Source organism: Bradyrhizobium sp. USDA 4449, assembly GCF_054056275.1.
Window position 1 is genome coordinate 6041245 of sequence record NZ_JBSRYD010000001.1, and the last position, 23058, is coordinate 6064302.

General features: G+C 64.3%; 22 protein-coding genes. 5 read left to right on the plus strand and 17 right to left on the minus strand.

Annotation, left to right across the window (positions count from 1 at the left end):
* Nucleotides 1-57: 57 nt before the first annotated feature.
* From ACVIIW_RS28260 to eno, 12 genes are all read right to left on the minus strand, one after another.
* Entirely contained in the window at nucleotides 58-1299 is a 1242-nt protein-coding gene (locus tag ACVIIW_RS28260; protein ID WP_456703727.1) for a threonine synthase, read from the minus strand.
* 168 nt (nucleotides 1300-1467) lie between these two features.
* Nucleotides 1468-2889, minus strand: coding sequence for a dihydrolipoyl dehydrogenase (gene lpdA, locus ACVIIW_RS28265; RefSeq protein ID WP_456703728.1), 1422 nt, complete (start codon nucleotides 2887-2889; stop codon nucleotides 1468-1470).
* A 151-nt stretch (nucleotides 2890-3040) separates the two neighbouring features.
* Nucleotides 3041-4387 carry a pyruvate dehydrogenase complex dihydrolipoamide acetyltransferase gene (locus ACVIIW_RS28270; protein ID WP_456703729.1) on the minus strand — a complete coding sequence of 449 codons (1347 nt, stop codon included), beginning with the start codon at nucleotides 4385-4387 and terminating at the stop codon, nucleotides 3041-3043.
* 62 nt (nucleotides 4388-4449) lie between these two features.
* A complete protein-coding gene (locus ACVIIW_RS28275; protein WP_456705294.1) occupies nucleotides 4450-4872 on the minus strand; it encodes a nucleoside deaminase in 423 nt (140 codons plus the stop codon).
* A gap of 32 nt (nucleotides 4873-4904) precedes the next feature.
* The gene (locus ACVIIW_RS28280; RefSeq protein ID WP_456703730.1) at nucleotides 4905-5207 is read right to left on the minus strand and encodes a DUF5076 domain-containing protein; all 303 of its coding nucleotides are present in this window, start codon (nucleotides 5205-5207) and stop codon (nucleotides 4905-4907) included.
* Between the two features lie 3 nt (nucleotides 5208-5210).
* The gene (locus ACVIIW_RS28285) at nucleotides 5211-6593 is read right to left on the minus strand and encodes a pyruvate dehydrogenase complex E1 component subunit beta (protein WP_456703731.1); all 1383 of its coding nucleotides are present in this window, start codon (nucleotides 6591-6593) and stop codon (nucleotides 5211-5213) included.
* A gap of 28 nt (nucleotides 6594-6621) precedes the next feature.
* Nucleotides 6622-7644, minus strand: coding sequence for a pyruvate dehydrogenase (acetyl-transferring) E1 component subunit alpha (gene pdhA / locus ACVIIW_RS28290; RefSeq protein WP_456703732.1), 1023 nt, complete (start codon nucleotides 7642-7644; stop codon nucleotides 6622-6624).
* Between the two features lie 254 nt (nucleotides 7645-7898).
* Nucleotides 7899-9278, minus strand: a complete 1380-nt coding sequence (locus tag ACVIIW_RS28295; protein ID WP_456703733.1) for a glycerophosphodiester phosphodiesterase family protein — start codon at nucleotides 9276-9278, stop codon at nucleotides 7899-7901.
* Between the two features lie 164 nt (nucleotides 9279-9442).
* Nucleotides 9443-9760: an FtsB family cell division protein gene (locus ACVIIW_RS28300; RefSeq protein ID WP_456703734.1), complete on the minus strand. Its 318-nt coding sequence runs from the start codon at nucleotides 9758-9760 to the stop codon at nucleotides 9443-9445.
* A 108-nt stretch (nucleotides 9761-9868) separates the two neighbouring features.
* Nucleotides 9869-10420: an NADPH-dependent FMN reductase gene (locus tag ACVIIW_RS28305; RefSeq protein ID WP_456703735.1), complete on the minus strand. Its 552-nt coding sequence runs from the start codon at nucleotides 10418-10420 to the stop codon at nucleotides 9869-9871.
* A gap of 264 nt (nucleotides 10421-10684) precedes the next feature.
* A complete protein-coding gene (locus tag ACVIIW_RS28310; RefSeq protein WP_456703736.1) occupies nucleotides 10685-11824 on the minus strand; it encodes a zinc-binding dehydrogenase in 1140 nt (379 codons plus the stop codon).
* A gap of 34 nt (nucleotides 11825-11858) precedes the next feature.
* On the minus strand, nucleotides 11859-13142 hold the full coding sequence (gene eno, locus ACVIIW_RS28315) for a phosphopyruvate hydratase (RefSeq protein WP_456703737.1): 1284 nt from the start codon (nucleotides 13140-13142) through the stop codon (nucleotides 11859-11861).
* A 112-nt stretch (nucleotides 13143-13254) separates the two neighbouring features.
* Between eno and queF the strand changes: the two genes are divergently transcribed.
* Both queF and ACVIIW_RS28325 read left to right on the plus strand, forming a co-directional pair.
* Nucleotides 13255-13731: a preQ(1) synthase gene (gene queF / locus ACVIIW_RS28320; protein WP_456703738.1), complete on the plus strand. Its 477-nt coding sequence runs from the start codon at nucleotides 13255-13257 to the stop codon at nucleotides 13729-13731.
* Between the two features lie 16 nt (nucleotides 13732-13747).
* Entirely contained in the window at nucleotides 13748-14545 is a 798-nt protein-coding gene (locus tag ACVIIW_RS28325; protein WP_456703739.1) for a substrate-binding domain-containing protein, read from the plus strand.
* A gap of 16 nt (nucleotides 14546-14561) precedes the next feature.
* Here ACVIIW_RS28325 and ACVIIW_RS28330 read toward each other — a convergent pair whose 3' ends face one another.
* The 5 genes from ACVIIW_RS28330 to ACVIIW_RS28350 form a co-directional block, all read right to left on the minus strand.
* Nucleotides 14562-15014, minus strand: coding sequence for a universal stress protein (locus ACVIIW_RS28330; protein WP_456703740.1), 453 nt, complete (start codon nucleotides 15012-15014; stop codon nucleotides 14562-14564).
* A gap of 108 nt (nucleotides 15015-15122) precedes the next feature.
* Nucleotides 15123-17216, minus strand: coding sequence for a methyl-accepting chemotaxis protein (locus tag ACVIIW_RS28335; RefSeq protein ID WP_456703741.1), 2094 nt, complete (start codon nucleotides 17214-17216; stop codon nucleotides 15123-15125).
* Between the two features lie 136 nt (nucleotides 17217-17352).
* Nucleotides 17353-18564 (minus strand): MFS transporter, encoded by a 1212-nt coding sequence (locus ACVIIW_RS28340; protein WP_456703742.1) that lies wholly within the window; start codon nucleotides 18562-18564, stop codon nucleotides 17353-17355.
* On the minus strand, nucleotides 18564-19415 hold the full coding sequence (gene kdsA / locus ACVIIW_RS28345) for a 3-deoxy-8-phosphooctulonate synthase (RefSeq protein ID WP_456703743.1): 852 nt from the start codon (nucleotides 19413-19415) through the stop codon (nucleotides 18564-18566). The genes ACVIIW_RS28340 and kdsA overlap by 1 nt, the downstream gene beginning before the upstream one ends.
* Nucleotides 19416-19541: 126 nt before the next feature.
* Nucleotides 19542-19868, minus strand: a complete 327-nt coding sequence (locus tag ACVIIW_RS28350; protein ID WP_456703744.1) for an NIPSNAP family protein — start codon at nucleotides 19866-19868, stop codon at nucleotides 19542-19544.
* Between the two features lie 172 nt (nucleotides 19869-20040).
* Between ACVIIW_RS28350 and ACVIIW_RS28355 the strand changes: the two genes are divergently transcribed.
* The 3 genes from ACVIIW_RS28355 to ACVIIW_RS28365 all read left to right on the plus strand — a co-directional run bounded on the left by ACVIIW_RS28355 (nucleotide 20041) and on the right by ACVIIW_RS28365 (nucleotide 22892).
* A complete protein-coding gene (locus ACVIIW_RS28355; protein ID WP_456703745.1) occupies nucleotides 20041-20715 on the plus strand; it encodes a response regulator in 675 nt (224 codons plus the stop codon).
* Complete coding sequence (locus tag ACVIIW_RS28360) at nucleotides 20712-22088, plus strand: sensor histidine kinase (protein WP_456703746.1); 1377 nt, start codon at nucleotides 20712-20714, stop codon at nucleotides 22086-22088. The genes ACVIIW_RS28355 and ACVIIW_RS28360 overlap by 4 nt, the downstream gene beginning before the upstream one ends.
* A gap of 111 nt (nucleotides 22089-22199) precedes the next feature.
* Nucleotides 22200-22892, plus strand: coding sequence for a class I SAM-dependent methyltransferase (locus ACVIIW_RS28365; protein ID WP_456703747.1), 693 nt, complete (start codon nucleotides 22200-22202; stop codon nucleotides 22890-22892).
* The last annotated feature ends 166 nt before the right edge of the window (nucleotides 22893-23058 follow it).

Genomic DNA, 23058 nt, shown 5'->3' on the forward strand with positions numbered 1-23058 from the left:
CCGTCGACTTTTCTCGTTTTCCTTGCCCATCACCGCAAGCGGGACGAGGGAGATAACTCAGAACTGCGTGTAGTCGATCGGCTTGTGGCGATCGAGCGTGCGGGTGACCGGCGGCAGCGGGTATTTCAGGCCGGTGGCGCAATTGAACAACATCACGCGGTCACCCTTCGAGACGCGGCCATCGGCAAGGCTGTCCTTGTAGGCGGCGTAGGTCGCGGCACCTTCGGGGCACAGCAAGAGCCCCTCCTCGCGCGCGACCTCGTTCAGCGCCGACGAGATCTTGTCGTCGTCGACGGCAATGGCAAATCCCTTGCTCTCACGCACGGCGCGCAGGATCAGGAAGTCGCCGATCGCCTGCGGCACGCGGATGCCAGAGGCGATGGTGTGGGCATCCTCCCAACGCGCGGCATGCTCTCTGCCGGCGTCATAGGCGCGTACCATCGGCGCACAGCCCGAGGCCTGCACCGCAACCATGCGCGGGCGCTTTGATCCGATGAAGCCGATCTTCTCCAGTTCATCGAACGCCTTCCACATGCCGATCAGGCCGGTGCCGCCGCCGGTCGGATAGAAGATCACGTCGGGCACGTCCCAGCCGAGCTGCTCGGCAAGCTCCAGGCCCATCGTCTTCTTGCCTTCGATGCGGTACGGCTCTTTCAGCGTCGAGGTGTCGAACCAGCCGACCTTCGCCTTGCCTTCGCCGACGATCTTGCCGCAATCGTCGATATAACCGTTGACACGGTAGACGGTCGCACCCTGGAGCTCGATCTCGCTGACGTTCACTTCAGGCGTATCGGCCGGACAGAAGATCGTGGTCTTGATGCCGCAGGACGTCGCGTAAGCCGCGAGCGCCGCGCCGGCATTGCCGTTGGTCGGCATCGCCATATGCTTGATACCGAGCGCCTTGCCCATCGACACCGCCATCACCAGGCCGCGCGCCTTGAACGAGCCTGTCGGCAGGCGCCCCTCGTCCTTGACGATGATCTCGCCACCACCGAGCTTCTTGCCGAGCTTGGGCAGCCGGATCAGGGGCGTGGTGACTTCGCCCAGCGAGACGATGTCCTTGCATTTGCGCACCGGCAGCAGCTCGCGATAGCGCCACATGTCGGCGGGACGTTCCTTCAACGCCTCCTTGGTCAGCGCCTTCTTCACGCCCGGGAGGTCATAGCGCACGAGCAGCGGCTTGCCGGCCCTGGAGAGGTTGTGGACCTGGTCCGCCGCGTAATGATCGCCTTCCATCGCGCATTCGAGATGCGTGACGAAGGTCGGGCGCTCGATGGTCAGGTTGTCATTGTCGTGCATGGGATGATTTCCTTCTTATTTTGCAAGAAGCTCCCGTCCCGCGATAACGGGGCGCTCGGGATGGGTAGAGCGCAGCGAAACCCGTCAAGCTCGCTCCGGAGCAAGTATGCGATGGGTTTCGCTGCGCTCTACCCATCCTACACGCTTCATCGCTCGTCATTGGCGCTGTCAGATATTCAACACGCGTCCATACGCATCCAGCACGGCTTCCTTCATCATCTCCGACAGCGTCGGATGCGGGAACACCGTATGCATCAGCTCTTCTTCCGTCGTCTCCAGATTCATCGCGACGACATAGCCCTGGATCAGCTCGGTCACTTCGGCGCCGACCATGTGGGCGCCGAGCAGCTGGCCGGTCTTCTTGTCGAAGATCACCTTGACCAGGCCCTGGTCCTCGCCGAGCGCGATCGCCTTGCCGTTGCCAACGAAGGGGAAGCGGCCGACGCGGATTTCGCGGCCACTCTCCTTGGCCTTGGCTTCCGTCAGGCCCACCGAGGCGACCTGCGGCTGGCAATAGGTGCAGCCCGGGATCAGGTTCTTGTCCATGGGATGCGGATGCAGGCCCTTGATCGCCTCGACGCAAATCACGCCTTCATGCTCGGCCTTGTGGGCGAGCATCGGGGGGCCGGCGACGTCACCGATGGCGTAGATGCCGGGAACGTTGGTCTTGCCGTAGCCGTCGATCACGATGCAGCCGCGGTCGGTTTTGACGCCGAGCTTTTCCAGGCCGAGATTTTCGATGTTGCCGACGACGCCGACGGCCGAGATCACCCGCTCGAACTCCGAGGTAACAGGCTTGCCCTTGCCGTCGTCGATGGTGGCGACGACGCTGTCGGCCTTCTTCTCCAGCTTCGTCACCTTGGTCGAGGACATGATCTTGATGCCCTGCTTCTCGAGCCGCTTGCGCGCAAGACCGGCGATCTCGGCATCCTCGACGGGCAGGATCTGCGGCAGCACCTCGACCACGGTGACGTCGGATCCCATGGTGTGAAAGAACGAGGCGAACTCGATGCCGATCGCGCCGGAGCCGACCACCAGCAGCGATTTCGGCATCCGTTCCGGCACCATCGCTTCAAAATAGGTCCAGATCAGCTTCTTGTCGGGCTCGAGGCCCGGCAGCACGCGCGGCCGCGCGCCGGTGGCGACGATGATGTGCTTGGCCTGATAGCTCCCCTCGCCCAGCGAACCCTTCGGCCCCTCGACGTCGGACTTCTTCACCGTGACCTTGCCGGGCGCGTCGATCGAGGCGGCGCCCCAAATCACGCTCACCTTGTTCTTCTTCATCAGGAATCCGACGCCGTCGTTCAGCCGCTTGGAAACGCCGCGCGAACGCTGCACCACGGCCTTCGGGTCGAACGAAATCTTCTCGGCCGAGAGGCCATAATCTTTGGCGTGCTGCATGTAGTGGTAGATCTCGGCCGAGCGCAGCAGCGCCTTGGTCGGGATGCAACCCCAATTCAGGCAGATGCCGCCGAGATAGGATTTCTCGACGATCGCGACCTTGAACCCGAGCTGCGCGGCGCGGATCGCGGTGACGTAGCCGCCGGGGCCCGAACCGATGATGATGACGTCGAAGGATGTGTCGGCCATGTACGCTCGTTCTCGCTCCATCCGGCCTTAACGTTCGAGACCGTCATCATGAGCAGCTCTTGGCGAGGAGCTCTTGCGACGAAGCAATCCAGCCTGCCGGTCACGTCCTGGATTGCCTCGCTTCGCTCGCAATGACGACGCGAATTTCTCGTCACACCATCATCATGACGGGGTTTTCGATCAACTGCTTGAAGGCGCCGATCAGCTCGGCGCCGAGCGCACCGTCGATGGCGCGGTGATCGCAGGACAGCGTCACGCTCATCATTGTTGCAATCTCGATCTTGCCGCTCCGCACCACCGGCCGCTCCTCGCTGGTGCCGACCGCAAGGATCGTGGCATGCGGCGGGTTGATCACCGCCGTGAAGTCCTTGATGCCGAACATGCCGAGATTGGAGACCGCGGTGGTGCCGCCCTGGTATTCCTCGGGCTTCAATTTGCGGGAGCGCGCGCGTGCGGCAAAATCCTTCATCTCGTTGGAGATGGTCGAGAGCGTCTTGGTCTCGGCCTTGCGGATGATCGGTGTGATCAGGCCGCCCGGCATCGCCACGGCAACGCCGACGTCGGAGTGATGGTGCTTGACCATGCCTGACTCGGTCCAGCTGACGTTGCAGTTCGGGATCTTCTGCAGCGCCACCGCCATCGCCTTGATGACGAAGTCGTTGACCGAGATCTTGTAGAGCGGCTTCTTCTCCTTGTCCTTGGGAGCAGCCGCATTGATCTCCTCGCGGGCGGCGAGCAGCTTGCCGATGTCGCAGTCGATGGTGAGATAGAAGTGCGGGACATTCTGGATCGACGCGGTCAAACGTTGGGCAATCGTGCGGCGCATGCCGTCATGCGGGACGACGTCGTAAGAGCCGGGCTCGAACAGCGACAGGATCTGCTTGTCCGACATGGTCGGCGCGATCGAGGGCGCGCCAGCGGACGGTGCCGCGGCGGGCGCCTTGAGCCCCTTGCCCGACTTGGCCTGCTCGACGTCGCGCGCAACGACGCGGCCGTGCGGGCCGGTGCCTGTGACCATCGAGACATCGATGCCGGCTTCCTTGGCGAGACGGCGCGCCAGCGGCGATGAGAACACACGGCCGGCGTGACCGTTGCCCTGTGCGGCAGGTGCAGCAGCCTGCGGCGCAGGGGCAGCAGGTGCCGGTGCAGCTTTGGGCGCGGCGGCAGGCGCAGGCGCAGCTGCGGGAGCTTCAGCGGCCTTCGGAGCCGCGGCGGCAGCGCTGGGCTTGGCGGCGCCAGCGGCCTTGACATCCTCACCCTCGGCGGCGAGCACCGCGATGATGTCGTTGACCGGCACGTCCTGCGTGCCTTCGGGCACCAAAATCTTGGCAAGCGTGCCTTCGTCGATCGCCTCGACCTCCATGGTAGCCTTGTCGGTCTCGATCTCGGCGATGACATCGCCTGACTTGACCTTGTCGCCTTCCTTCTTCAGCCACTTGGCGAGGTTGCCCTTCTCCATCGTCGGCGAAAGAGCGGGCATCAGGATGTTGATAGGCATGCTGACCTCACGAAGAACTTCTCAAAACGTCGTCCCCGGAAGCGAGGACGAACAGACCAGGTTTAGTTGCCGATGTCGCCTTGCCACAGGCGCTCATTGGCAGGGATGGAACGCCAATTCTTCATCATGGTGATGGAGCGATCGTCGGCAAGATCGATCCAGGGAATCCCGAACTTGTCGAGGATGTCCTTGGATCCCTCGAAGGTGACGGATTCCCCGATCACCACGAGCTTGACCTTGAACAAAGCGAGCGCGCCGGCACACATCGAGCATGGCGACAGCGTGGTGTACATGACGGTGTCATGGAACGAGATCGCGCCGGCTTCGCGCAGGCAGCTCATCTCGCCATGAAGGATCGGATTGTTTTCCTGCACGCGATTGTTGTGACCGCGCGCGATGACCTTGTTGTCGCGCGTCAACACGGCGCCGATCGGCAGGCCGCCCTGCGCGATCGAGGCCTCCGCTTCGCGGATCGCTTCCAGCATCAAATCGTAATGGTGGGCTGCGACTGCCACGGTCAGTGTCCCTTGCCCCGCGGCGTCGTGGTGCCGGTGTCAGTGGGACGCTCGATCTCCGCCTGGAACATGTCGAGGATTCGGCCGAGCGCATCCTGTTCGGTGTAATCGCTCTCGCGCGCATAGGCGCGTGCGGCGTGGCGGGCGAGATCGACGAGCAGGAGGCCCCACATGTCGGGCTCCTCGAAGGCGCGCTGAAACGCCATCGACAGCCCGCCGTCCAGCACGAACACGCGCAGGATCTCGACCGCATCGTCGCGGGCGATGACGTCGGGCGGCAATGGCTGCTCCTTCGGGCCCGCCATGGCCTACCTGTAGCAGACGGCTTTGGCGGCCTCGACCACTTCCGCTGCCGAAGGCAGCGCGAGCTTCTCCAGGTTCGCGGCATAAGGCATCGGCACGTCCTTGCCGGAGACGCGCGCGACCGGCGCATCCAGATAGTCGAAAGCGTTCTCCATGATGCGCGCGGCGATCTCGGCGCCGACGCCGCTCTGGGCCCAGCCCTCTTCCACCGTGACGGCACGCCCCGTTTTCTTGACCGAGTTGACAATGGTCTCCGTGTCCATCGGACGCAGCGTGCGCAGATCGATCACCTCGGCCTCGATGCCATCCTTGGCGAGTTCGTCGGCAGCCTTCAGCGCGTAGCTCATGCCGTTCGACCACGAGATGATGGAGACATGGCTGCCGGAGCGCACGATGCGCGCCTTGCCGATCGGGATCACGAAATCGTCGAGCTTCGGGACCTCGCCGGTGTGGCCGTAGAGCATCTCGTTCTCGAGGAAGATCACCGGATTGGGATCGCGGATCGCGGCCTTGAGCAGGCCCTTGTAGTCGGCAGCCGAGTACGGCGCGATGACCTTGAGCCCCGGGACGTTCGAATACCAGGCCGAGTAGTCCTGGCTGTGCTGGGCGGCGACGCGCGCGGCCGCGCCGTTGGGGCCGCGGAACACGATCGAGCAGCCCATCTGGCCGCCGGACATGTAGAGCGTCTTGGCCGCGGAGTTGATGATCTGGTCGATCGCCTGCATGGCGAAGTTGAAGGTCATGAACTCGACCACCGGCTTGAGGCCGGTCATCGCCGCGCCGACGCCGACGCCGGCAAAGCCGTGCTCGGTGATCGGGGTGTCGATGACGCGCCTCGCACCGAACTCCTGGAGCAGCCCTTGCGTCACCTTGTAGGCGCCCTGATATTCGGCCACCTCTTCGCCCATCACGAAGACATCAGGGTCGCGGCGCATCTCTTCGGCCATGGCGTCGCGGAGCGCTTCGCGGATGGTCTGCGTGATCATCTCGGTGCCGGCGGGCACTTCCGGATCGGGCTCGGCGACGGCCTGCGGCGCGGGTGCGGCCTTGGGCGCAGGCGCTTCAGCCTTGGCGGCGGCGGGCGGCGCCGACTCGGCAGCCTTCGCAGCCGGTGCGGGCGCCTTGGCAAGATCGGCCGCGCTTTCGCCGTCGGCCAGGATCGTCGCGATCGGCGTGTTCACGGCAACGTCGGCGGTGCCCTCGGGGATCAGGATCTTGCCGAGCGTGCCCTCGTCGGTCGCCTCGACCTCCATGGTGGCCTTGTCGGTCTCGATCTCGGCGATGACGTCGCCGGATTTGATCGTCTCACCCTCTTTTTTAAGCCATTTGGCGAGGTTGCCCTTTTCCATCGTGGGCGACAACGCGGGCATCAGCACTTGAATTGGCATATCGACTCCAAGGAAAGCTTGCGCGCGTTTAGCGGTAAACGTCGGTCCAGAGCTCGGCGGCATCCGGCTCGGGATCATGCTGGGCAAAGTCAGCCGAGGCATTGACGATGTCACGCACCTCGGCGTCGATCGCCTTGAGATCGGCCTCGCTGACCTTGGCGGCGAGCAGGCGGTTGCGCACCTGCTCGATCGGATCCTGGTCGTGACGGACTTTCTCGACCTCCTCGCGCGTACGGTATTTGGCCGGGTCGGACATCGAGTGGCCGCGGTAGCGATAGGTCTGCATCTCCAGGATGAAGGGGCCTTTGCCGGCGCGACACCAGGCCGCCGCCTCATCGCCCGCAGCCTTGACCGCACGGACGTCCATGCCGTCCACCTGCTTGCCCGGAATGTTGAAGGACACACCGCGCTTGGAGAAATCCTGCTGCGCCGAGGCGCGCGACACCGAGGTGCCCATGGCGTAGCGGTTGTTCTCGATGACGTAGATCACCGGCAGCTTCCAGAGCTCCGCCATGTTGAAGCTCTCATAGACCTGGCCCTGGTTTGCCGCGCCGTCGCCGAAATAGGTGACGCTGACATTGCCGTTGCTGCGATAATTGTTGGCGAAAGCGAGACCGGTGCCGAGTGAGACCTGCGCACCGACGATGCCATGGCCGCCGTAGAAGTGCTTCTCCTTGCTGAACATGTGCATGGAGCCGCCCTTGCCCCTGGAATAGCCGCCGCGCCGTCCCGTGAGCTCGGCCATCACACCATTGGCTTCCATGCCGGTGGCGAGCATGTGACCGTGATCGCGATAGCCGGTGATGACCTGATCGCCCTCTTTCAGGGCCATCTGCATACCAACTACCACGGCCTCCTGGCCAATATAGAGATGGCAGAAGCCGCCGATCGCACCCATGCCGTAAAGCTGGCCGGCCTTCTCCTCGAAGCGCCTGATGAGGAGCATGTCGCGGAGCGCCTTCAACTCCTGCTCCCTGGTGAATTCCGGAGGCGAACCGCCGTTGGTCTTGTCGTGCTCAGCGCTTGCGGCGGCTTTCTTGGGTGCGGCCATGGGAATTCCGGGTCAGAGAAATCTAGGTCCTCTCTAACCCAACTCAATCGCGTGTGAAAGCACCGCAGCGGCATGGCGCGACTTTCATTATGCCGCACTGCAATGTGGCCGAAATTTTGCAAGACAATTGGTGCCGATCAGGCAACATTTGCTCAGGGCCGAAGGAAGCTCTGCATGCAGATGAGGCAACGAGATCGGACACGCATATCTCGGGGCGCCGTGCCCCGCGCGATGTCCGATTCGTATTGCCGGATTTACCAGCCCAACTCGCGCTGATACGCCGCGCGGGCGGCAACGCCAGTGGGCGTGAAATCAGAGAAGACGCCGTCGACACCGAGACGGAAGAATCTGAGATATTCCAGGGCCGGATCGGCGTGATAATCGGCCGCCAGATATTTCTTCTCGTTTCGGAACGTGAAGACATGCACGAACAGGCCGAGCTTGTGCGCGTCGGCGATCAGGCTGGTTGCCTCCTGCGTCGAAGCGTCCGGCGTCGATCCCCTATAGGGCGTGCCGTCGGCATTGGTATCCTTCCACGGCGCGACCTTGAGCGGAACGATATAGGCCTTCCACGGGCCGATGCCGTCGGCATAGGTCTTGATCTCGGCAAGCCCCTCGGGCGTCAGCATCGCATCGTAAAGGCGCGCGTCGCCTGAAACCGTCCAGTCGAACGGACGCGAATTGGTGATGTTGTTGAGCAGCACCTTGCCGGTTTTGAAATCGATGCCGTTACCGTCGATGAGCTGGACCTGCCGGGTCTGAAGACCATGGCTGCGCATATACTTCAGGCTGCCGGGCTCGAAGCTCTGGACCAGGATCGGAGCATCCTTGCTGTTGAGGCCGTTATCCCCAATGATCTTGATCAGCGCATCCTCGAGCGGATGGCTGCCCGGTGCGCCGCAGCCGTTTGCGATGGCCTGGGCATTATTCCAGGTCGGGTTCTTGGTTTCCGGATAGACCAGGATGGAGCGCCCGGTCTCCTTGCTCCTGGCCTTCGCGATGTCCAGAATGTCCTGGAAGCTGATCACGGGGAATTTGCCGTTGAAGACCTTGGGCCGCTCGTTGGCGGCATCATAAGTGGTACCGCCGATCCATTGCTTCAGCTCGGCCATGGTGAAGTCGGTGATCGACCAGTCGTCGGTGTGATCTTCGCCATCGACGATCAATGACTTCAGCACCGATTTGGGATCAGCGGGATCGGTGAGATCGACGAGGTAGTCGGCCGGTGTGCCTGTAGCCGCAGGCGCCTTGACACGCACACCGGGGACCGTGCGCTTGCGCGCCGCGACCGCCGGATTGGTCTTCGCCACTTCGGCAATGTTGGTGTTATCGCTCAGCCATGGATTGTGGCGCGCAACCAGGACGCAATCCTTGGTGAGGTGCAAATCCTCCTCGAGCGCGTCGGTCCCGAGCGCGGCTGCGAGGTCATACGACGGCTCGGTTTCTTCCGGCACCAGGCCGGGCACGCCACGATGACCGAGGATCAGCGGTGCCTTGCCATCGACGGTCAGGAAGGGTTTTGCACCTGAAGGCGCCGCCTGCGCCAAGGCCATCGACGGCAAAAGCAGGGCCAGCGCCACAGCGCCGAGGCGCGCTCCGACATGGATCTTCCGCTGCAAGGGATTGTTCGTCATGGTCGCGTCTCCGTCTGTGCCTGGCATCGCGTCGTCGCGATCGGGGCTGTCGTCTTGTCGCATTTCTCTAACAGACGGATGACGGCGGCCCATTCGACACAAGCAATGCACAAAGCGAATGCGCCGACCTTCGTCGCGCCGTCGTGACGTTGGTGTCGCAGCGCTCAGTTCTGCGGGATCATCCGAACGAGATCATGCGGATTGACGTAGTCGAGCTGGAACCGGGCCCGCTCGTCCAGCATGTCGGGGTCGATCTTTTCCGTGCGCAACAGCGAGACGCGCTGCTCGTTGCGGGCGCGCTCGCGCTTGAGCTGGGCAAGCTCGCTGGTCAACGCGATGATCTCCTGGTCGAGTTCCTGGCGGGCATTGAGGCCGTATTTGCCGGTATAGGCGTTGACGCCGAAATAGCCGACGATCGCGGCCGCCATCGCGTAGAGGGCGAGACCGGTCAGGATCGATTTGAGGCGCGCGCGGGAGACCATTTTGGCAAGATGGGCCAGCTTGGTTAAGGCAGTGCTAATTTGCCCCTGCCCGCGCCGCCAATCGTCATGCCCGGGGGCTTGTCGGGCATGACGCAGGCTCGAGCGGCCTCAGCCGTGGTGTTTGGCCACGTGCGCCGCAAAAGCGTCGACGTACGCCTGGAGCACGCCCTTCAGCGAATCCTTGGTGAGGTTGCCTTCGGCGTCAAAGGCGTCGCCGACCGCGTTCAGGTAGGTCTCGGGCTGCTGCATGATCGGGCCCGCGATCCCAGGCAGGATGTTCTGGAGCGTCTTGGCGGCGCTGACGCCACCGAGCGGGCCCGGCGAGTTGGAGACGATGCCGACCGGCTTGCCGTTGAATGAGCTCTTGCCATAGGGGCGCGAGGCAACATCGATGGCATTCTTCAGCACGCCCGGGATGGCGCGGTTGTATTCCGGCGTGACGAAGATGACGCCGTCGGACTTCTGGAGCTTTTCGCGGAAGGCCAGCCAGTCGGCGGGCGGCGCGCCCTCGAGGTCCTGGTTGAAGAACGAGATGCCGGCGGGAGTGACGACCTCGAGCTTGAGTGAATCAGGCGCAAGCTTTGCGAGCGCGTTGGCGATCTTCAGCGAGAAGCTGTCCTTGCGCAGGCTGCCGGCGATCACGACGATGTTGTAGGCCATCAGATTATCCTTGGTTTTCCTTGAACCCTCGAGGGGGAAGTGCCGCGCGGCACTTAAGCGATCCGCACCATTGGATGCAAGTGCATGAACCGCTCCGATTTGGAAACGCTGCGTTTCGCGAAAGCAGATCGTCGGCCCACACAATCGGGCCGCCACGCGGCGGCCCTCTCACTGCAAACGGATGACGGCTTTCTTGTCAGCCTGAAGCGACCGCGAACGATGTGTGGCCGGGCGTATGGCCGGGCGTCCACCTGCGGCTGCAGATCACGACGATTTATTTGGATTGATGAGAAATTTTTCGCCGGTGGCACGTTTGGCGTACACTGCGATGTTGGCGGGATCGAGCGCCTCCTGAAGCGACACCACCTTGGTGTAGTGGCTGGCAAATGTCGTCTTCAGTTCGCTCACGACGCGCTGGCGCAGCCGCCCGATGTCGGCGGGTCCGATCTTCTGCAGGAACGGAGTGAGCAGCCAGCCGCCGACACCCCAGGCCATGCCGAAGCCGCGCGGCAGTTCGATGGGGCGCGTATCGAGCGCGCCATAGACATAGACCTGCTTGTGCACGCTGGAGCCGTAACGGCTGTATTCCTTCGCGGTCTTGTTGATCGCGACTTCCATGCAGTTGAGGATGTCGCCGGCGAGCTTGCCGCCGCCGATGGCATCGAAGGCGATGGTGGCGCCGGTCTCGACCAAGGCATTGGTGAGATCGTCGAGGAAATCAGGCTTGCTGGAATCGACGACATGCTTCGCGCCGATCCTCTTCAGTATCTCCGCCTGCTCCTGGCTGCGCACGATGTTCACGAGCCCGATGCCGTCCTTGATGCAGATCTTGTTCAGCATCTGGCCGAGATTGGACGCGGCCGCGGTGTGCACGAGCGCCTTGTGGCCTTCGCGCCGCATCGTCTCGGTCATGCCGAGCGCGGTGAGCGGGTTGACGAACCAGGACGCGCCCTCCGCCGCCGTCGTGCCCTCGGGCAGCGGCTGGCAGTCCCGCGCCTTCAGGGTGCGGTACTGCGCGTACATGGCGCCGCCGATCATCGCGACCGTCTTGCCCATGAGGGCCTTCGCGGCATCCGACGCGCCGGTCTTGATGACGACGCCCGCGCCCTCATTGCCGACGGGCAAGGACTGATCGATCCGCGCCCCCATGGCGCGCATCGCACCGTCAGGCACCTTCGCGGTGATGATCGGCGCCTCCTTGGTGCCCGAGGCCTTGGCCGTGCTCATGTCGGCCGCGCCGACGAGCAGGCCGAGGTCGGACGGGTTGATCGGGGCCGCCTCGATGCGGACGACGACCTCGTCGTCGGCAGGCTCGGGGGTCGGCACGTCGACCAGCGAGATCTCGAGCTCTCCGCTCGTCTTGATCAGCGAACGCAGTTGCAGTCCGGTCTTGCCGTCGCTCATGTCGACCCTCCCCTGTCCTGGTTGAAGCGCTGGCTTATGCCAGCGCCTTCAGTGCCGCCTTGCCCCCATAGAGCGCCTGCTTGCCGAGCTGCTGCTCGATGCGGAGGAGCTGGTTGTATTTGGCGGTGCGATCCGAGCGCGCAAGGGAGCCGGTCTTGATCTGACCGCAGTTCGTGGCGACCGCGAGGTCGGCGATGGTGGAATCCTCGGTCTCGCCCGAGCGGTGTGACATGACCGAGGTGTAGCCGGCCTTGTGCGCCATTTCGACGGCGGCGAGCGTCTCGGTCAGCGTGCCGATCTGGTTGACCTTGATCAGGATCGAATTGGCGCGGCCGGCCTTGATGCCCTCGGCGAGGCGCTTGACGTTGGTGACGAAGAGATCGTCGCCGACCAGCTGACACTTGTTGCCGATGAGGTCGGTGAGCTCCTTCCAGCCGTCCATGTCGTCTTCCGACATGCCGTCTTCGATGGTCGCGATCGGATAGCGGCCGACGAGATCGGCGAGATATTTGGCCTGCTCGGAGATCGAGCGGGTCTTGCCCTCGCCTTCATAGACGTACTTGCCGCCCTTGAAGAACTCGGTCGAGGCGCAATCGAGACCGAGCACGATGTCGCTGCCCGCCTTGAAGCCGGCCTTGCCGATCGCGTTCATGACGAACTCCAGCGCGGCGTCCGCCGACGGCAGGTTCGGCGCGAAGCCGCCTTCGTCGCCGACATTGGTGTTGTGGCCGGCCTTCTTCAGCTCGGACTTCAGCGTGTGGAAGACCTCCGCGCCATAGCGCAGGCCCTCGGCGAAGGACGAGGCGCCCACCGGCAGGATCATGAACTCCTGGAAGTCGATCGGGTTGTCGGCATGCACGCCGCCATTGATGATGTTCATCATCGGCACCGGCAGCAGCCGCGCCGAGGTGCCGCCGACGTAACGGTAGAGCGGCATGTCGAGCGAGTTCGCGGCCGCCTTGGCGCAGGCGAGCGAGACACCGAGGATGGCGTTGGCGCCCAGCCGGCTCTTGTTCGGCGTGCCGTCGAGGTCGATCATGACCTGGTCGATCTGGGCCTGCTGCTCGACGTCGAGACCGCTCAGCGCCTCTGATATCTCGCCATTGACGGCGCCGACCGCCTTGGTGACGCCCTTGCCGAGATAGCGGGCCTTGTCGCCGTCGCGCAGCTCGACCGCCTCATGGGCACCGGTCGAGGCGCCTGACGGCACGGCAGCGCGGCCGAGCGCGCCATCTTCCAACACGACGTCGACCTCGACGGTGGGATTGCCGCGGCTATCGAGGATTTCGCGTCCGATGATATCGATGATGGCGGTCATGAGGGCCTCTTTTCGGGGAACAAAGGGGGCAGTTCGCGGCTGCTTCTACCGCAATGCATTGAAGCGGAAAAGGCCGGGTGACGGCCGCGCCATGATTGGCTAAGAGGGCCGCATGTCGAAAAAGCCCAGCAAGTCGAACACCTCACCCAACCTGCAACTCGGCCGTGCCGTGGAATGGCCTGATGCGCCTGAGAAGGCCAAGCTCGACCGCGTGCCGAATCCGCAAGCCGGGACCGACTATCTCGTCCGCTTCACCGTGCCGGAATTCACCTCGCTCTGCCCGGTCACGGGACAACCCGATTTCGCCCATCTGATGATCGACTATGCGCCCGGCCAGTGGCTGCTGGAGTCGAAATCGCTGAAGCTCTACATTGCGAGCTTCCGTAATCACGGCGCCTTCCACGAGGATTGCACCGTCATGATCGGCAAGCGCATCGCGAGCGAGATCAAGCCGAAATTCTTGCGGATCGGCGGCTATTGGTATCCGCGCGGCGGCATTCCGATCGACGTGTTCTGGCAGACCGGAAGCGTGCCCAAGGGCCTCTGGGTGCCGGAGCAAGGCGTCGCGCCCTACCGTGGCCGGGGCTAGCTGGAGATCCATGACGATGACAACGACATCTGGGAAAGTCCGTGGACTCGCGCTCGGCGTTCTCGGACTTCTGTGGCTTGCCGGCCCGTCCAACGCGGCCGAAATCCGCGTGATGATCTCGGGCGGATTCACGGCCGCCTATCAGGCGCTCGTGCCGGAATTCGAAAAAGCCACGGGCAACAAGGTCCTGACCGCCTACGGACCATCGATGGGCACCACCACCAATGCGATCCCGGTCCGGCTCGAGCGCGGCGAACCCGCCGACGTTCTGATCATGGTCGGCTATGCGCTGGCCGATCTCGCGAGCAAGGGCAAGGTCGTTGCCGGCAGTCAGGTCGACCTGACGCGCTCGCCCATCGGCGTCGCCGTGAAATCGGGAGCGCCGAAGCCGGACATCAGTTCGGTGGATGCCGTCAAGACCGCGTTGCTGGCGGCAAAGACGATCGCCTATTCCGACAGCGCCAGCGGCGTCTACATCTCGACCGAGATGTTTGGCAAGCTCGGCATCGCCGAAGCCATGAAAGACAAGGCGCGCAAGATCCCGGCAACGCCGGTCGGCGAAATCGTCGCGCGCGGCGAAGCCGAGCTCGGCTTCCAGCAGATCAGCGAATTGAAGCCCGTGAAGGGGATCGACATCGTCGGTCCGCTGCCGAAGGAGTTGCAGCAGATCACGATCTTCTCGGCCGGGATCGCGACCGTCGCCAAAGAGCAAGAGGCCGGTCGCGCTCTGATCAAGTTCCTGGCCTCACCCGCGGCGCGCGACGCGATCATCGCCAGTGGAATGGAGCCGATCGTGGCTGACGGAACGAAATAATCGGGTTTGACGGCGGCTAGGGCACGACCAACACCGGCACGCTACCGTTCACGAGAACCTCGGATGTCTGGCTTCCCAAAAACAGCTTCCTGAGGCCCCGACGCCCATGAGAGGCCATGACGATCAAGTCGCAGCGTCTGGACTTGGCCGTTTCGACAATCGCCGTGGCCGGGTGCGAATTCGGAACATGCAAGAGTTCGACCGAGATCCCGATCTGCTCGGCCATGGCACGTGCCTGCTCGAGCACCTTGCCTGCCCGCTCCCGGCAAGCGGCGTCAAAACGATCAATCTCGTCCCGTGAAGGAACCCATCCAGAGTCAAATCCGCCGCCATAATCGATCGGCAGCGCTTCAGTCACGGTGACGATGGTCGCTTTGGCATTCAAAGCTTTTGCCAGGGCAATTCCATGCTCGACGCCTTTCCTGGCGACCTCCGAACCATCGGTGCTCATGAGAATGTTGCCGTACATTCGGTGGCCCTTCGCTTGCCCCCGCATGCCCCCCGCAAGTGACCCCAACGACTATGATCCGATCCTCGCCCCCGGTCTATTCGCTTCTATTTCAATCTCGATATCATCCTAAGCCACCTCGCGCACCCTGGTGATGAAGCTGTCCACCTCGCCGGTCAGCGAGGCCGACTGGCTCGACAGATCGGCGGCCGCTTTCAGCACGCCGGAGGCCGCGCGGCCGGTTTCGTTGGCCGCCGACGAGACGGTCGCGATGTTGCGCGTCACGGTCGAGGTCGCTTCCGCCGTGTGCTGCACCGTGTCGGCGATCTCGGCCGTTGCCTTGTTCTGCTCCTCGATGGCGGCGGCGATGACGCGGTTAATGCTCGATACCTCCTCGATGGTCTTGACGATGCCGTCGATGGCGGAGACCGCCTTCTGCGTCGCGGCCTGGATCTCCGTGATCTGGGCGCTGATCTCTTCGGTTGCCTTCGCCGTCTGCGACGCCAGGTTCTTCACCTCGCTCGCCACGACCGCAAAGCCGCGCCCGGATTCGCCGGCGCGCGCGGCCTCGATCGTCGCGTTCAATGCCAGCAGATTGGTCTGGCCCGCGATCGAGGTGATGAGGCCTATGACCTCACCGATGCGGTCAGCGCCGTCGGCGAGCGCGCGCATGGTGCTGTCGGTCTCCTTCACCGTGACAACGGCATGCTCGGTGGCGCGGCTTGCCTGCTCGACCTGGCGGTTGATCTCGCGGATCGAGGCATTGAGCTCCTCGGCCGCGGCGGCCACCGTCTGCACGCCGCCGCCGACCTGATCGGCCAGTGTCGAGGCCGAACCGGCCTGGGCCTGGGCTTCCGCCGCCGTCCCCGACATCGAGCGCGCCGTCGTCTCCAGCTCGCCTGACGCGCTCGACAGCGTCTGCACCATCTGGCCGATCCGGCTTTCGAACTGCCGCACGAGCCCTGAGAGCGCGCTGGCGCGCTTCTCCTTGTCGGCGCGTTCGGCCGCCTGATCGCCGGAGAGACGTTCGGCCTTGATCATGGCGTCCTTGAACACCTGCAAGGCCACGGCCATGCGGCCGATCTCGTCGTTGCGGTCGAGGCCCGGCACGTCGCTGACGAAATCATGATCGGCAAAGCGGGTCATGACGCCGGTGATCGCGGTCAGCGGCCGGGTGACGCGGTTGCGCATCAGGACCAGGCCGCCGATCATCAGCGCCAGCGAGGCCGGCACCAAGAGGCCGAACAGGATCAGGCTGGAGCGGGCCTGGGCAACGCCCTCCTCCGCGCGCGAAATCATGTCGGCCAACGCGGACTGCGTCACACCGACGAGCTTGTCAGCGCCTTCGAGCTGACGATTGCGGTAGTCGAGACCGGTGATGCCGGCCGGCTCGCCCTTCAGCAGATGAGCCGCAACCGAGTTACGCACGTCGTAGAGCTCGCCGGACATCTCAGGCTCGGCGTCGCGGATCGCCTGCAACAGCGCGGGCGAGGCGGCATTCACGCTCAGAGCTCGCACGATGCTCCAGGTCGCCTGCGAGCGTCCGCGCAGGTCGGCGAAATCGATGCCATCGGTCGCGGTCCAGGGTTTGTTGGCCAGAATCGTGCTGAACTGCGAGAGAATGATCTGGCCGGCGGTCGCACGCGTCAGCCAGGCCGACTGCTTGACCAGCAGCAGGCGGTCGACCACCGGGTCGATCAAGGTCATGCTGTTGTCCAGATGCGCGGTCACCTCGCCGATCGCATCCATATAAGCGTCGGACGCCTTGGCCCAGGCGGGGGCCAGGGCCGCGTCGCGCGCCGCCTTCTCCTGGCGTAGCGCTGCCGTGGAGCGTGACCGCAGTCCATCCACCTCCTGCCAGGTGCCACGCAGCTTCTGCACGCGCTCGGCGAGGCCGGGCAGATCGAGCTGCTCTAGGGTCTGGAGCGCCTGCGCATAGTTCTTGATGGCGGCCGCGCGCATGTCGGCGATGGAAGTGAGCGTGTTCTCGGGGGTCGGCGCCGCGGCCGCCAGATTGCTCAACGTATCTCCGCGCTCGAGCCGGAAGACCACCAGCGCATTGGTCATGTCGCGGCTCGCCATCGCGAGCGACACGATGCGGTTGCTGTCGGCATAGCGGCTGACCGCGTGCATCACGCTGTAGGCGCAAATGAGAACGAGGACGATACCGAGAGAGCCGACCACTGCCCCGAGAATACGGGCGACCGAGCGTTGCTTTTGCATCTGGCGATCCGATGGAATGACGCCGCAACCGACGGCTTGTCGGCAATCTACGGAGCCAACCGTGAGATTTGATTTAAGATCGAAAGGTTTTGGCTACCGTCCCCCTACGGGAAAATACGGAGGTCGGTAGTTTCCATCAGGCCAGTGCGTCCGACGGTGCCCGCGGCCTGAGCATCCGGGCGCAAACCAGCCCCAGCACCATCATGATCCCGGCGCTTGCAAACAACGTCGGCACCTTGCCGCCGTGCTGGAGCCCGAGCCCATAGGCAATCGGGCCGACCGTCTGCCCCATGAAGAAAAAGAACGAGTGCAGCGACATCGCGGTCGCCCGCGCCCCGATCGACAGCTCGCTGGCAAACACCTGCAAGCAGCCATGGATCATGTAGAAGCCCCACCCCATCGCCAGCATGCTGGCGAATTGCAGCTTCCACTGCGGACCGAAGGCGAGCACGCCAAGCTGCAAGGCGACGAGCCCCGCGCCTGCGATCATCATGCCCTTGACGCCGAGCCAGGGCAGGAAGCGCGAGACGGTGAACGTGTAGAACAGTCCGCCGACCGCAAATCCGGCGATGACGATGCCGGCGATCGACGGCGACTTTTCGCCGAGATCGAACAGCAGCGCCGCGATGAACGGAAACAGGCCGAACACGCAGCAGCCTTCGACGAACACCGCCGAATAACAATAGCGCGTATTGGGATTGGCGAAGATGGTGCGATAGCCCTGCCGCAAGGCCCTCAGATCGGTCTTCGGCGCCGCGGCCAGCGCGGCACCGCGAAAGCCCGCCGCCACTGCAATCGCCGCGATCACGCCGAGCGCCCCAAGCATCATCAGCACTCCGCGCCAGCCGATCAGTTCGCCGATGATTCCGGAAGCGGTCGCGCCTAACAGATTGCCGGTCATCGAGCCCGCCAGCGTACGGCCGATGGCGACCTGCCGCTTGGCGGGAGCAACGAGGTCAGCGGTTAGACCAAGAGCAACCGGGAACACGCCACCCGAGGCAATGCCGGCCAGGATGCGGCTTGCGAACAGGCCCGAGAACGTGGTCGCGACGGCGCCGAGAATGGAGGCGACACCGAGCAGGGCCAGGCACAGTGTCATCAACCGCGCCTTGCCGAACATGTCGGCGGCCGCGCCGATCACGGGCTGGACCAGTGCGTAGATCAAGGCATAGCCGGCCGCGATGCTCGCAGCCGTCGTGATGCTGATCGAAAAATCCTCGGCGACGTGCGGCAGGATGGGATCGAGCGCGCGCGTGGACAAGGCCGCCGAGAAGCTTGCCAGTGCGATGATGTTGATCGCGGGCGGAAATTTCTGGCCGGACGACAGCCCAGTCGCAGGCTGGGACATCAGTGCGTTGCGCTTTTCGTCACCGCGTCGAACGCCATCAACGTGCGGATCAGCCCTTCGAACTCGCGCAGCGGCACCATGTTGGGGCCGTCCGAAGGCGCGCGATCGGGATCGGGATGGGTCTCGACGAACACGCCGGCGACACCGACCGCGACGGCCGCGCGCGCCAGCACCGGCACGAATTCCCGCTCGCCGCCGGAGGAGGCGCCCTTCCCGCCCGGTTGCTGCACCGAATGGGTGGCGTCGAAGATCACGGGCGCGCCGGTCGTGCGCGCCATGATTGGCAACGCGCGCATGTCGGAGACCAGCGTGTTGTAGCCGAAGGAGGCGCCGCGCTCGGTGACGAGGACGTTGCGATTGTTGGCGCCGGTGATCTTGCTCACGACGTTCGTCATGTCCCAGGGCGCGAGGAACTGCCCCTTCTTGACGTTGATGACCTTGCCGGTCGCGGCCGCGGCGAGCAGCAGATCGGTCTGCCGGCACAGGAAGGCCGGGATCTGCAGGACGTCGACGGCTTCCGCCGCACCGGCGCATTGCGCGGCATCGTGCACATCGGTCAGCACCGGCAGGCCCAAGGAGGAGCGGATCTCGGCGAAGATCGGCAGCGACTGCGCAAGGCCCAGCCCGCGCGCAGCCGACGCGCTGGTGCGGTTGGCCTTGTCGAACGAGGTCTTGTAGACGAGGCCGATCTTCAGCCGCGTTGCGATCTCCTTCAGCGCGGAGGCGACCTCCAGCGCATGCTGACGACTTTCGAGCTGGCAGGGTCCTGCAATGATCGAGATCGGCAGATCATTGCCGAATTTGACCGTGCCGACGCTGACCACCGGTGCCGCGGAAGATGAAGAGCTCAAGGCCAAGTCCCTCGTTTCGCGGCGACCATAGCGGTGATGAGAGGCCGATCAACCCCATTCGTCACAGGCCATCAGAATATCAGGGTTGCGCGGCGCCTCCCGCGGCAACCCCCGACCTGCCAGCCGCTACTTGACGGACGAGAAAGCAGTCGGCGCCAGGATCTGGCTGAGGATGTTGGCAACGATCTGGCCGTCCGCTTCGGACTTGGCGCGCGCCTCGAGCCATTCCGGATCAGTCATGAACGCGCCCCACTTCTGCTCGCGCTCGGCCAGCGACTCCCAGGCCAGAAAGTAGGTCAGCTCCTGGTTGGATTCGCCGACCAGCGTGGTGAAGAACCCGGCCTGCTTGATGCCAAGCCTCTCCCAGATTTTCAGTGTCGCCGTCTCGAACCGCCTCAGCAGTGCCGGCAGGCGGCCGGGCACGCAGCGATAGACGCGCATTTCGTAGATCATTGTTGTTTTCCTCCCGAACGGGTGCGGCGGTTATAACGTGCGGCCCCGAGGTTGTCTTGAGGCCCGCTCGACCGCCCCGGCGGCGTTCCGCGCATGGCTGGTTTTGTTCCCGCAATGCTGCCGCAATGATGGGGCGCTAGAATGGCTCAGTTGCGGTTCAGGTGCCTGTTACATGCGGATATTGCTCGTCGAGGATGAGATGGAGATGGCCGCAGCGCTTTCGTCCGCGTTGAGGCGCTACGACATGGTGGTGGATCACGTCCCCACGCTCGCGGACGCCGAGGAAGCGATTTCCGCCGACGTCCATGCCGCCGTCCTGCTCGACCGTCAGCTTCCGGACGGCGACGGCCTGAAGCTGATCCCGAAGCTGCGGGCGCGTGCCGGCGGCGTGCCGATCATCGTCCTGACCGCGCGCGGCGAGCTGGCCGACCGCGTCGCCGGGCTCGACAGCGGCGCCGACGACTATCTCGCCAAGCCGTTCGCGGTCGAGGAGTTATTGGCGCGGCTTCGTGCCGTGCTGCGGCGGCCTGCGGGCCTGTCCCCGGACATCATCCGCGCCGGCCGCATCGCATTCGACCTCAGTCATCGCGAGGCCAGCATCGACGGCCAGCCGTTCGAGCTGCCGCGCCGCGAGCTGCTGGTGCTCGAAGCTCTGATCCGCCGGATGGGCCGCACGGTGCTGCGCTCGGCGCTAGAAGAGGCCGTCTACAATTTCGATGACGAAATCCAGTCGAACGCGTTGGACACCCATGTCTCGCGCCTACGCCGCAAGCTCGCTGAGGCCGATGCCGGCGTGGAGATTCACGGCATTCGCGGCGTCGGCTATCTCCTGAAGAAGCTTTCATGAGCCGGCATGACGATCCCTATTGCCTGCGCTCGCGACTGAGCTGGCGCCTGCTCGCGCTTCAGGCCGCCTTGCTTCTGGCGCTGGTTGGCGTGGTCGTCGGTGCGCTCTGCGCCTCGGGCTTCGTGCTCGCCGAGCGCGACGAGGACCGCGTGATCGATGTCGTACAGCGCGCGCTCACACGGGACGCCGAAGGCGATCTGACCCTGCGGTCGACGTCCGAACTGAAAGAGTTGCGCGCCGAGACACCCGATCTCTGGTTCCTGGTGCGCGACCGGCACGGACCTTCGCTCACCGAAGGCGCCGTGCCGGCCGAATTCGCGGCGATCGGCGGCGGCCTCGACCAGATCAGCCAGGCGCGGCTCGGCTGGCAAATGTTGGAGGATGATCCGCGCAAGCCTGCCGCGCGGCTGAAGCGCGTCGACACCGACGCCGGGAATGTGCAGATCATCACCGCGACGCAGGGCCGGATGACCGGCGCCAAGGCGCTCTTGATGACTTCCCTGGCGTTTCTCGGCATCGCCCTGCCCGGCCTTCTGGTGATGGGCACCGCGACCTTCGTCGCGACGCCGATGATCGTGCAACGCGCCTTCAGGGGGCTCGACACGACCGCCGAACAGGCGCGGCGCATCGACATCCATCAGCGCGGCGCGCGGTTGTCGGTGGAGCGCATTCCGCTGGAGGTCGTGCCGCTGGTCACCGCAATCAACGATGCGCTGGCGCGGCTCGATCAGGGCTATATCAGGCACGAGCGCTTTGTCGCCGATGCCGCGCACGAATTGCGCACGCCGATCGCGATTCTCAACACGCGGCTGGAATCCTTGCCCTCCGGTCCGGACAAGACCCGGCTCTTGGAGGACGCCGCCCGGCTGGCGACGCTCGCCGAGCAACTGCTCGACATCCAGCGGCTCGATCGTTCCGGCAACCCCTTCACGCGTGTCGATCTCGTCGCGATCGCGCAAAGCGCGGCCGCCGACCTCGCACCCCTGGCCATTGCCGCAGGTTACGACCTGGCGCTCGATGCACCCGCGATGCCGGTCGAGACGATGGGCGACGCCGCCGCGCTGGAGCGCGCGCTGACCAATCTCGTGCAGAACGCGATCCAGCACGGCCCCCGCCGCGGCACAATCGGGATTCGCGTCAGCAATCCCGCCTGCATCGAAGTCATCGACGAAGGCGACGCCATTCCGCCCGATCAACGCGAGCAGATTTTCGAGCCGTTCTATCGGCTGTCGCCGCTCGATCGCGGCGCCGGCCTTGGTCTCAACATGGTGCGCGAAATCGTGCTCCTGCACGGCGGACAGGTCTCGGTCACCGACGGCGCGGACGGTGGCACCTGCTTCAGAATGACGCTGCGGCCAACCCCGAACAGTTGATTCGAATCTGCAATCGCTGCGCGCAGCGCAATGCTGTCGCAATCCACCGCCGCGACAGTGCCTCCGCGTCACCTCTGATCCCCGAGGTGCAATCGAAATGCCGGAGTGCGCATGCCCAACGATTTTCTCTCCTTCTTCCTGTCCTGGATGTCTTCACCGCGCCAGGTCGGCGCCATCGCACCATCGGGGGCGGCGCTCGCCGATCTCATCACCCGCGAGATCACCGAAAAGACCGGCCCGATCCTCGAGCTCGGTCCCGGCACCGGCGCATTTACTTACATGCTGTTGAAACGCGGCGTCAGGCCACAGGATCTCACGCTGATCGAATACGGCTCGGACTTCATGAAGCTCCTGCAAATAAGGTTTCCCGGCGCGCGAGTGCTGTGGATGGATGCGGCACGGCTGGCGACGGAGCGGCTCTATGTCGGTGCGCCAGTCGGCGCGGTCGTGAGCGGACTGCCGCTGCTCAACATGTCGACGCGCAAGGTCGTCTCGATCCTGGGTGGCGCATTCAGCTATGTCCGCCCCGGCGGCGCGTTCTACCAATTCACCTACGGCGTGAGCTGCCCGATTCCGCGGCCGGTGCTCGACCGTCTCGGCCTGCGCGCAACGCTGGTCGACCGGGCCTTCCTGAACGTGCCGCCGGCCGCCGTGTACAAGCTGACGCGCCGGCGGCAAATGACGCTGATCGCGGGATCGGTTGCGCCGGAGCACTCGACGCGAGCGCCTTTAGAGCCGTTGCACATCGAGCCGACTACACCCTTACGCCACAAGGTAGAGCGGCAGTGGGCTGCAGCCAAGTAGCGCGCCGATTGAACCGCAACTGCCCCGGTGGCGCTCAAATCGTATATACGAAAAATGGCTGATTTCCATCCTGCCAAAAATAAGGCCAATATGCAAAGCACGGATCCCGGCCGCTGTTCTTGATACTGTTGCGGGCTCCATCTTTCGTGTCAGCCGCCGCTGACGC

Bases quoted from the DNA above. Each gene is read 5' to 3' on its own strand.
- ACVIIW_RS28260 (WP_456703727.1), bottom strand. From the start codon at position 1,299: ATGCACGACAATGACAACCTGACCATCGAGCGCCCGACCTTCGTCACG.
- lpdA (WP_456703728.1), bottom strand. From the start codon at position 2,889: ATGGCCGACACATCCTTCGACGTCATCATCATCGGTTCGGGCCCCGGC.
- ACVIIW_RS28270 (WP_456703729.1), bottom strand. From the start codon at position 4,387: ATGCCTATCAACATCCTGATGCCCGCTCTTTCGCCGACGATGGAGAAG.
- ACVIIW_RS28275 (WP_456705294.1), bottom strand. From the start codon at position 4,872: ATGCTGGAAGCGATCCGCGAAGCGGAGGCCTCGATCGCGCAGGGCGGC.
- ACVIIW_RS28280 (WP_456703730.1), bottom strand. From the start codon at position 5,207: ATGGCGGGCCCGAAGGAGCAGCCATTGCCGCCCGACGTCATCGCCCGC.
- ACVIIW_RS28285 (WP_456703731.1), bottom strand. From the start codon at position 6,593: ATGCCAATTCAAGTGCTGATGCCCGCGTTGTCGCCCACGATGGAAAAG.
- pdhA (WP_456703732.1), bottom strand. From the start codon at position 7,644: ATGGCCGCACCCAAGAAAGCCGCCGCAAGCGCTGAGCACGACAAGACC.
- ACVIIW_RS28295 (WP_456703733.1), bottom strand. From the start codon at position 9,278: ATGACGAACAATCCCTTGCAGCGGAAGATCCATGTCGGAGCGCGCCTC.
- ACVIIW_RS28300 (WP_456703734.1), bottom strand. From the start codon at position 9,760: ATGGTCTCCCGCGCGCGCCTCAAATCGATCCTGACCGGTCTCGCCCTC.
- ACVIIW_RS28305 (WP_456703735.1), bottom strand. From the start codon at position 10,420: ATGGCCTACAACATCGTCGTGATCGCCGGCAGCCTGCGCAAGGACAGC.
- ACVIIW_RS28310 (WP_456703736.1), bottom strand. From the start codon at position 11,824: ATGAGCGACGGCAAGACCGGACTGCAACTGCGTTCGCTGATCAAGACG.
- eno (WP_456703737.1), bottom strand. From the start codon at position 13,142: ATGACCGCCATCATCGATATCATCGGACGCGAAATCCTCGATAGCCGC.
- queF (WP_456703738.1), top strand. From the start codon at position 13,255: ATGTCGAAAAAGCCCAGCAAGTCGAACACCTCACCCAACCTGCAACTC.
- ACVIIW_RS28325 (WP_456703739.1), top strand. From the start codon at position 13,748: ATGACAACGACATCTGGGAAAGTCCGTGGACTCGCGCTCGGCGTTCTC.
- ACVIIW_RS28330 (WP_456703740.1), bottom strand. From the start codon at position 15,014: ATGTACGGCAACATTCTCATGAGCACCGATGGTTCGGAGGTCGCCAGG.
- ACVIIW_RS28335 (WP_456703741.1), bottom strand. From the start codon at position 17,216: ATGCAAAAGCAACGCTCGGTCGCCCGTATTCTCGGGGCAGTGGTCGGC.
- ACVIIW_RS28340 (WP_456703742.1), bottom strand. From the start codon at position 18,564: ATGTCCCAGCCTGCGACTGGGCTGTCGTCCGGCCAGAAATTTCCGCCC.
- ACVIIW_RS28350 (WP_456703744.1), bottom strand. From the start codon at position 19,868: ATGATCTACGAAATGCGCGTCTATCGCTGCGTGCCCGGCCGCCTGCCG.
- ACVIIW_RS28355 (WP_456703745.1), top strand. From the start codon at position 20,041: ATGCGGATATTGCTCGTCGAGGATGAGATGGAGATGGCCGCAGCGCTT.
- ACVIIW_RS28360 (WP_456703746.1), top strand. From the start codon at position 20,712: ATGAGCCGGCATGACGATCCCTATTGCCTGCGCTCGCGACTGAGCTGG.
- ACVIIW_RS28365 (WP_456703747.1), top strand. From the start codon at position 22,200: ATGCCCAACGATTTTCTCTCCTTCTTCCTGTCCTGGATGTCTTCACCG.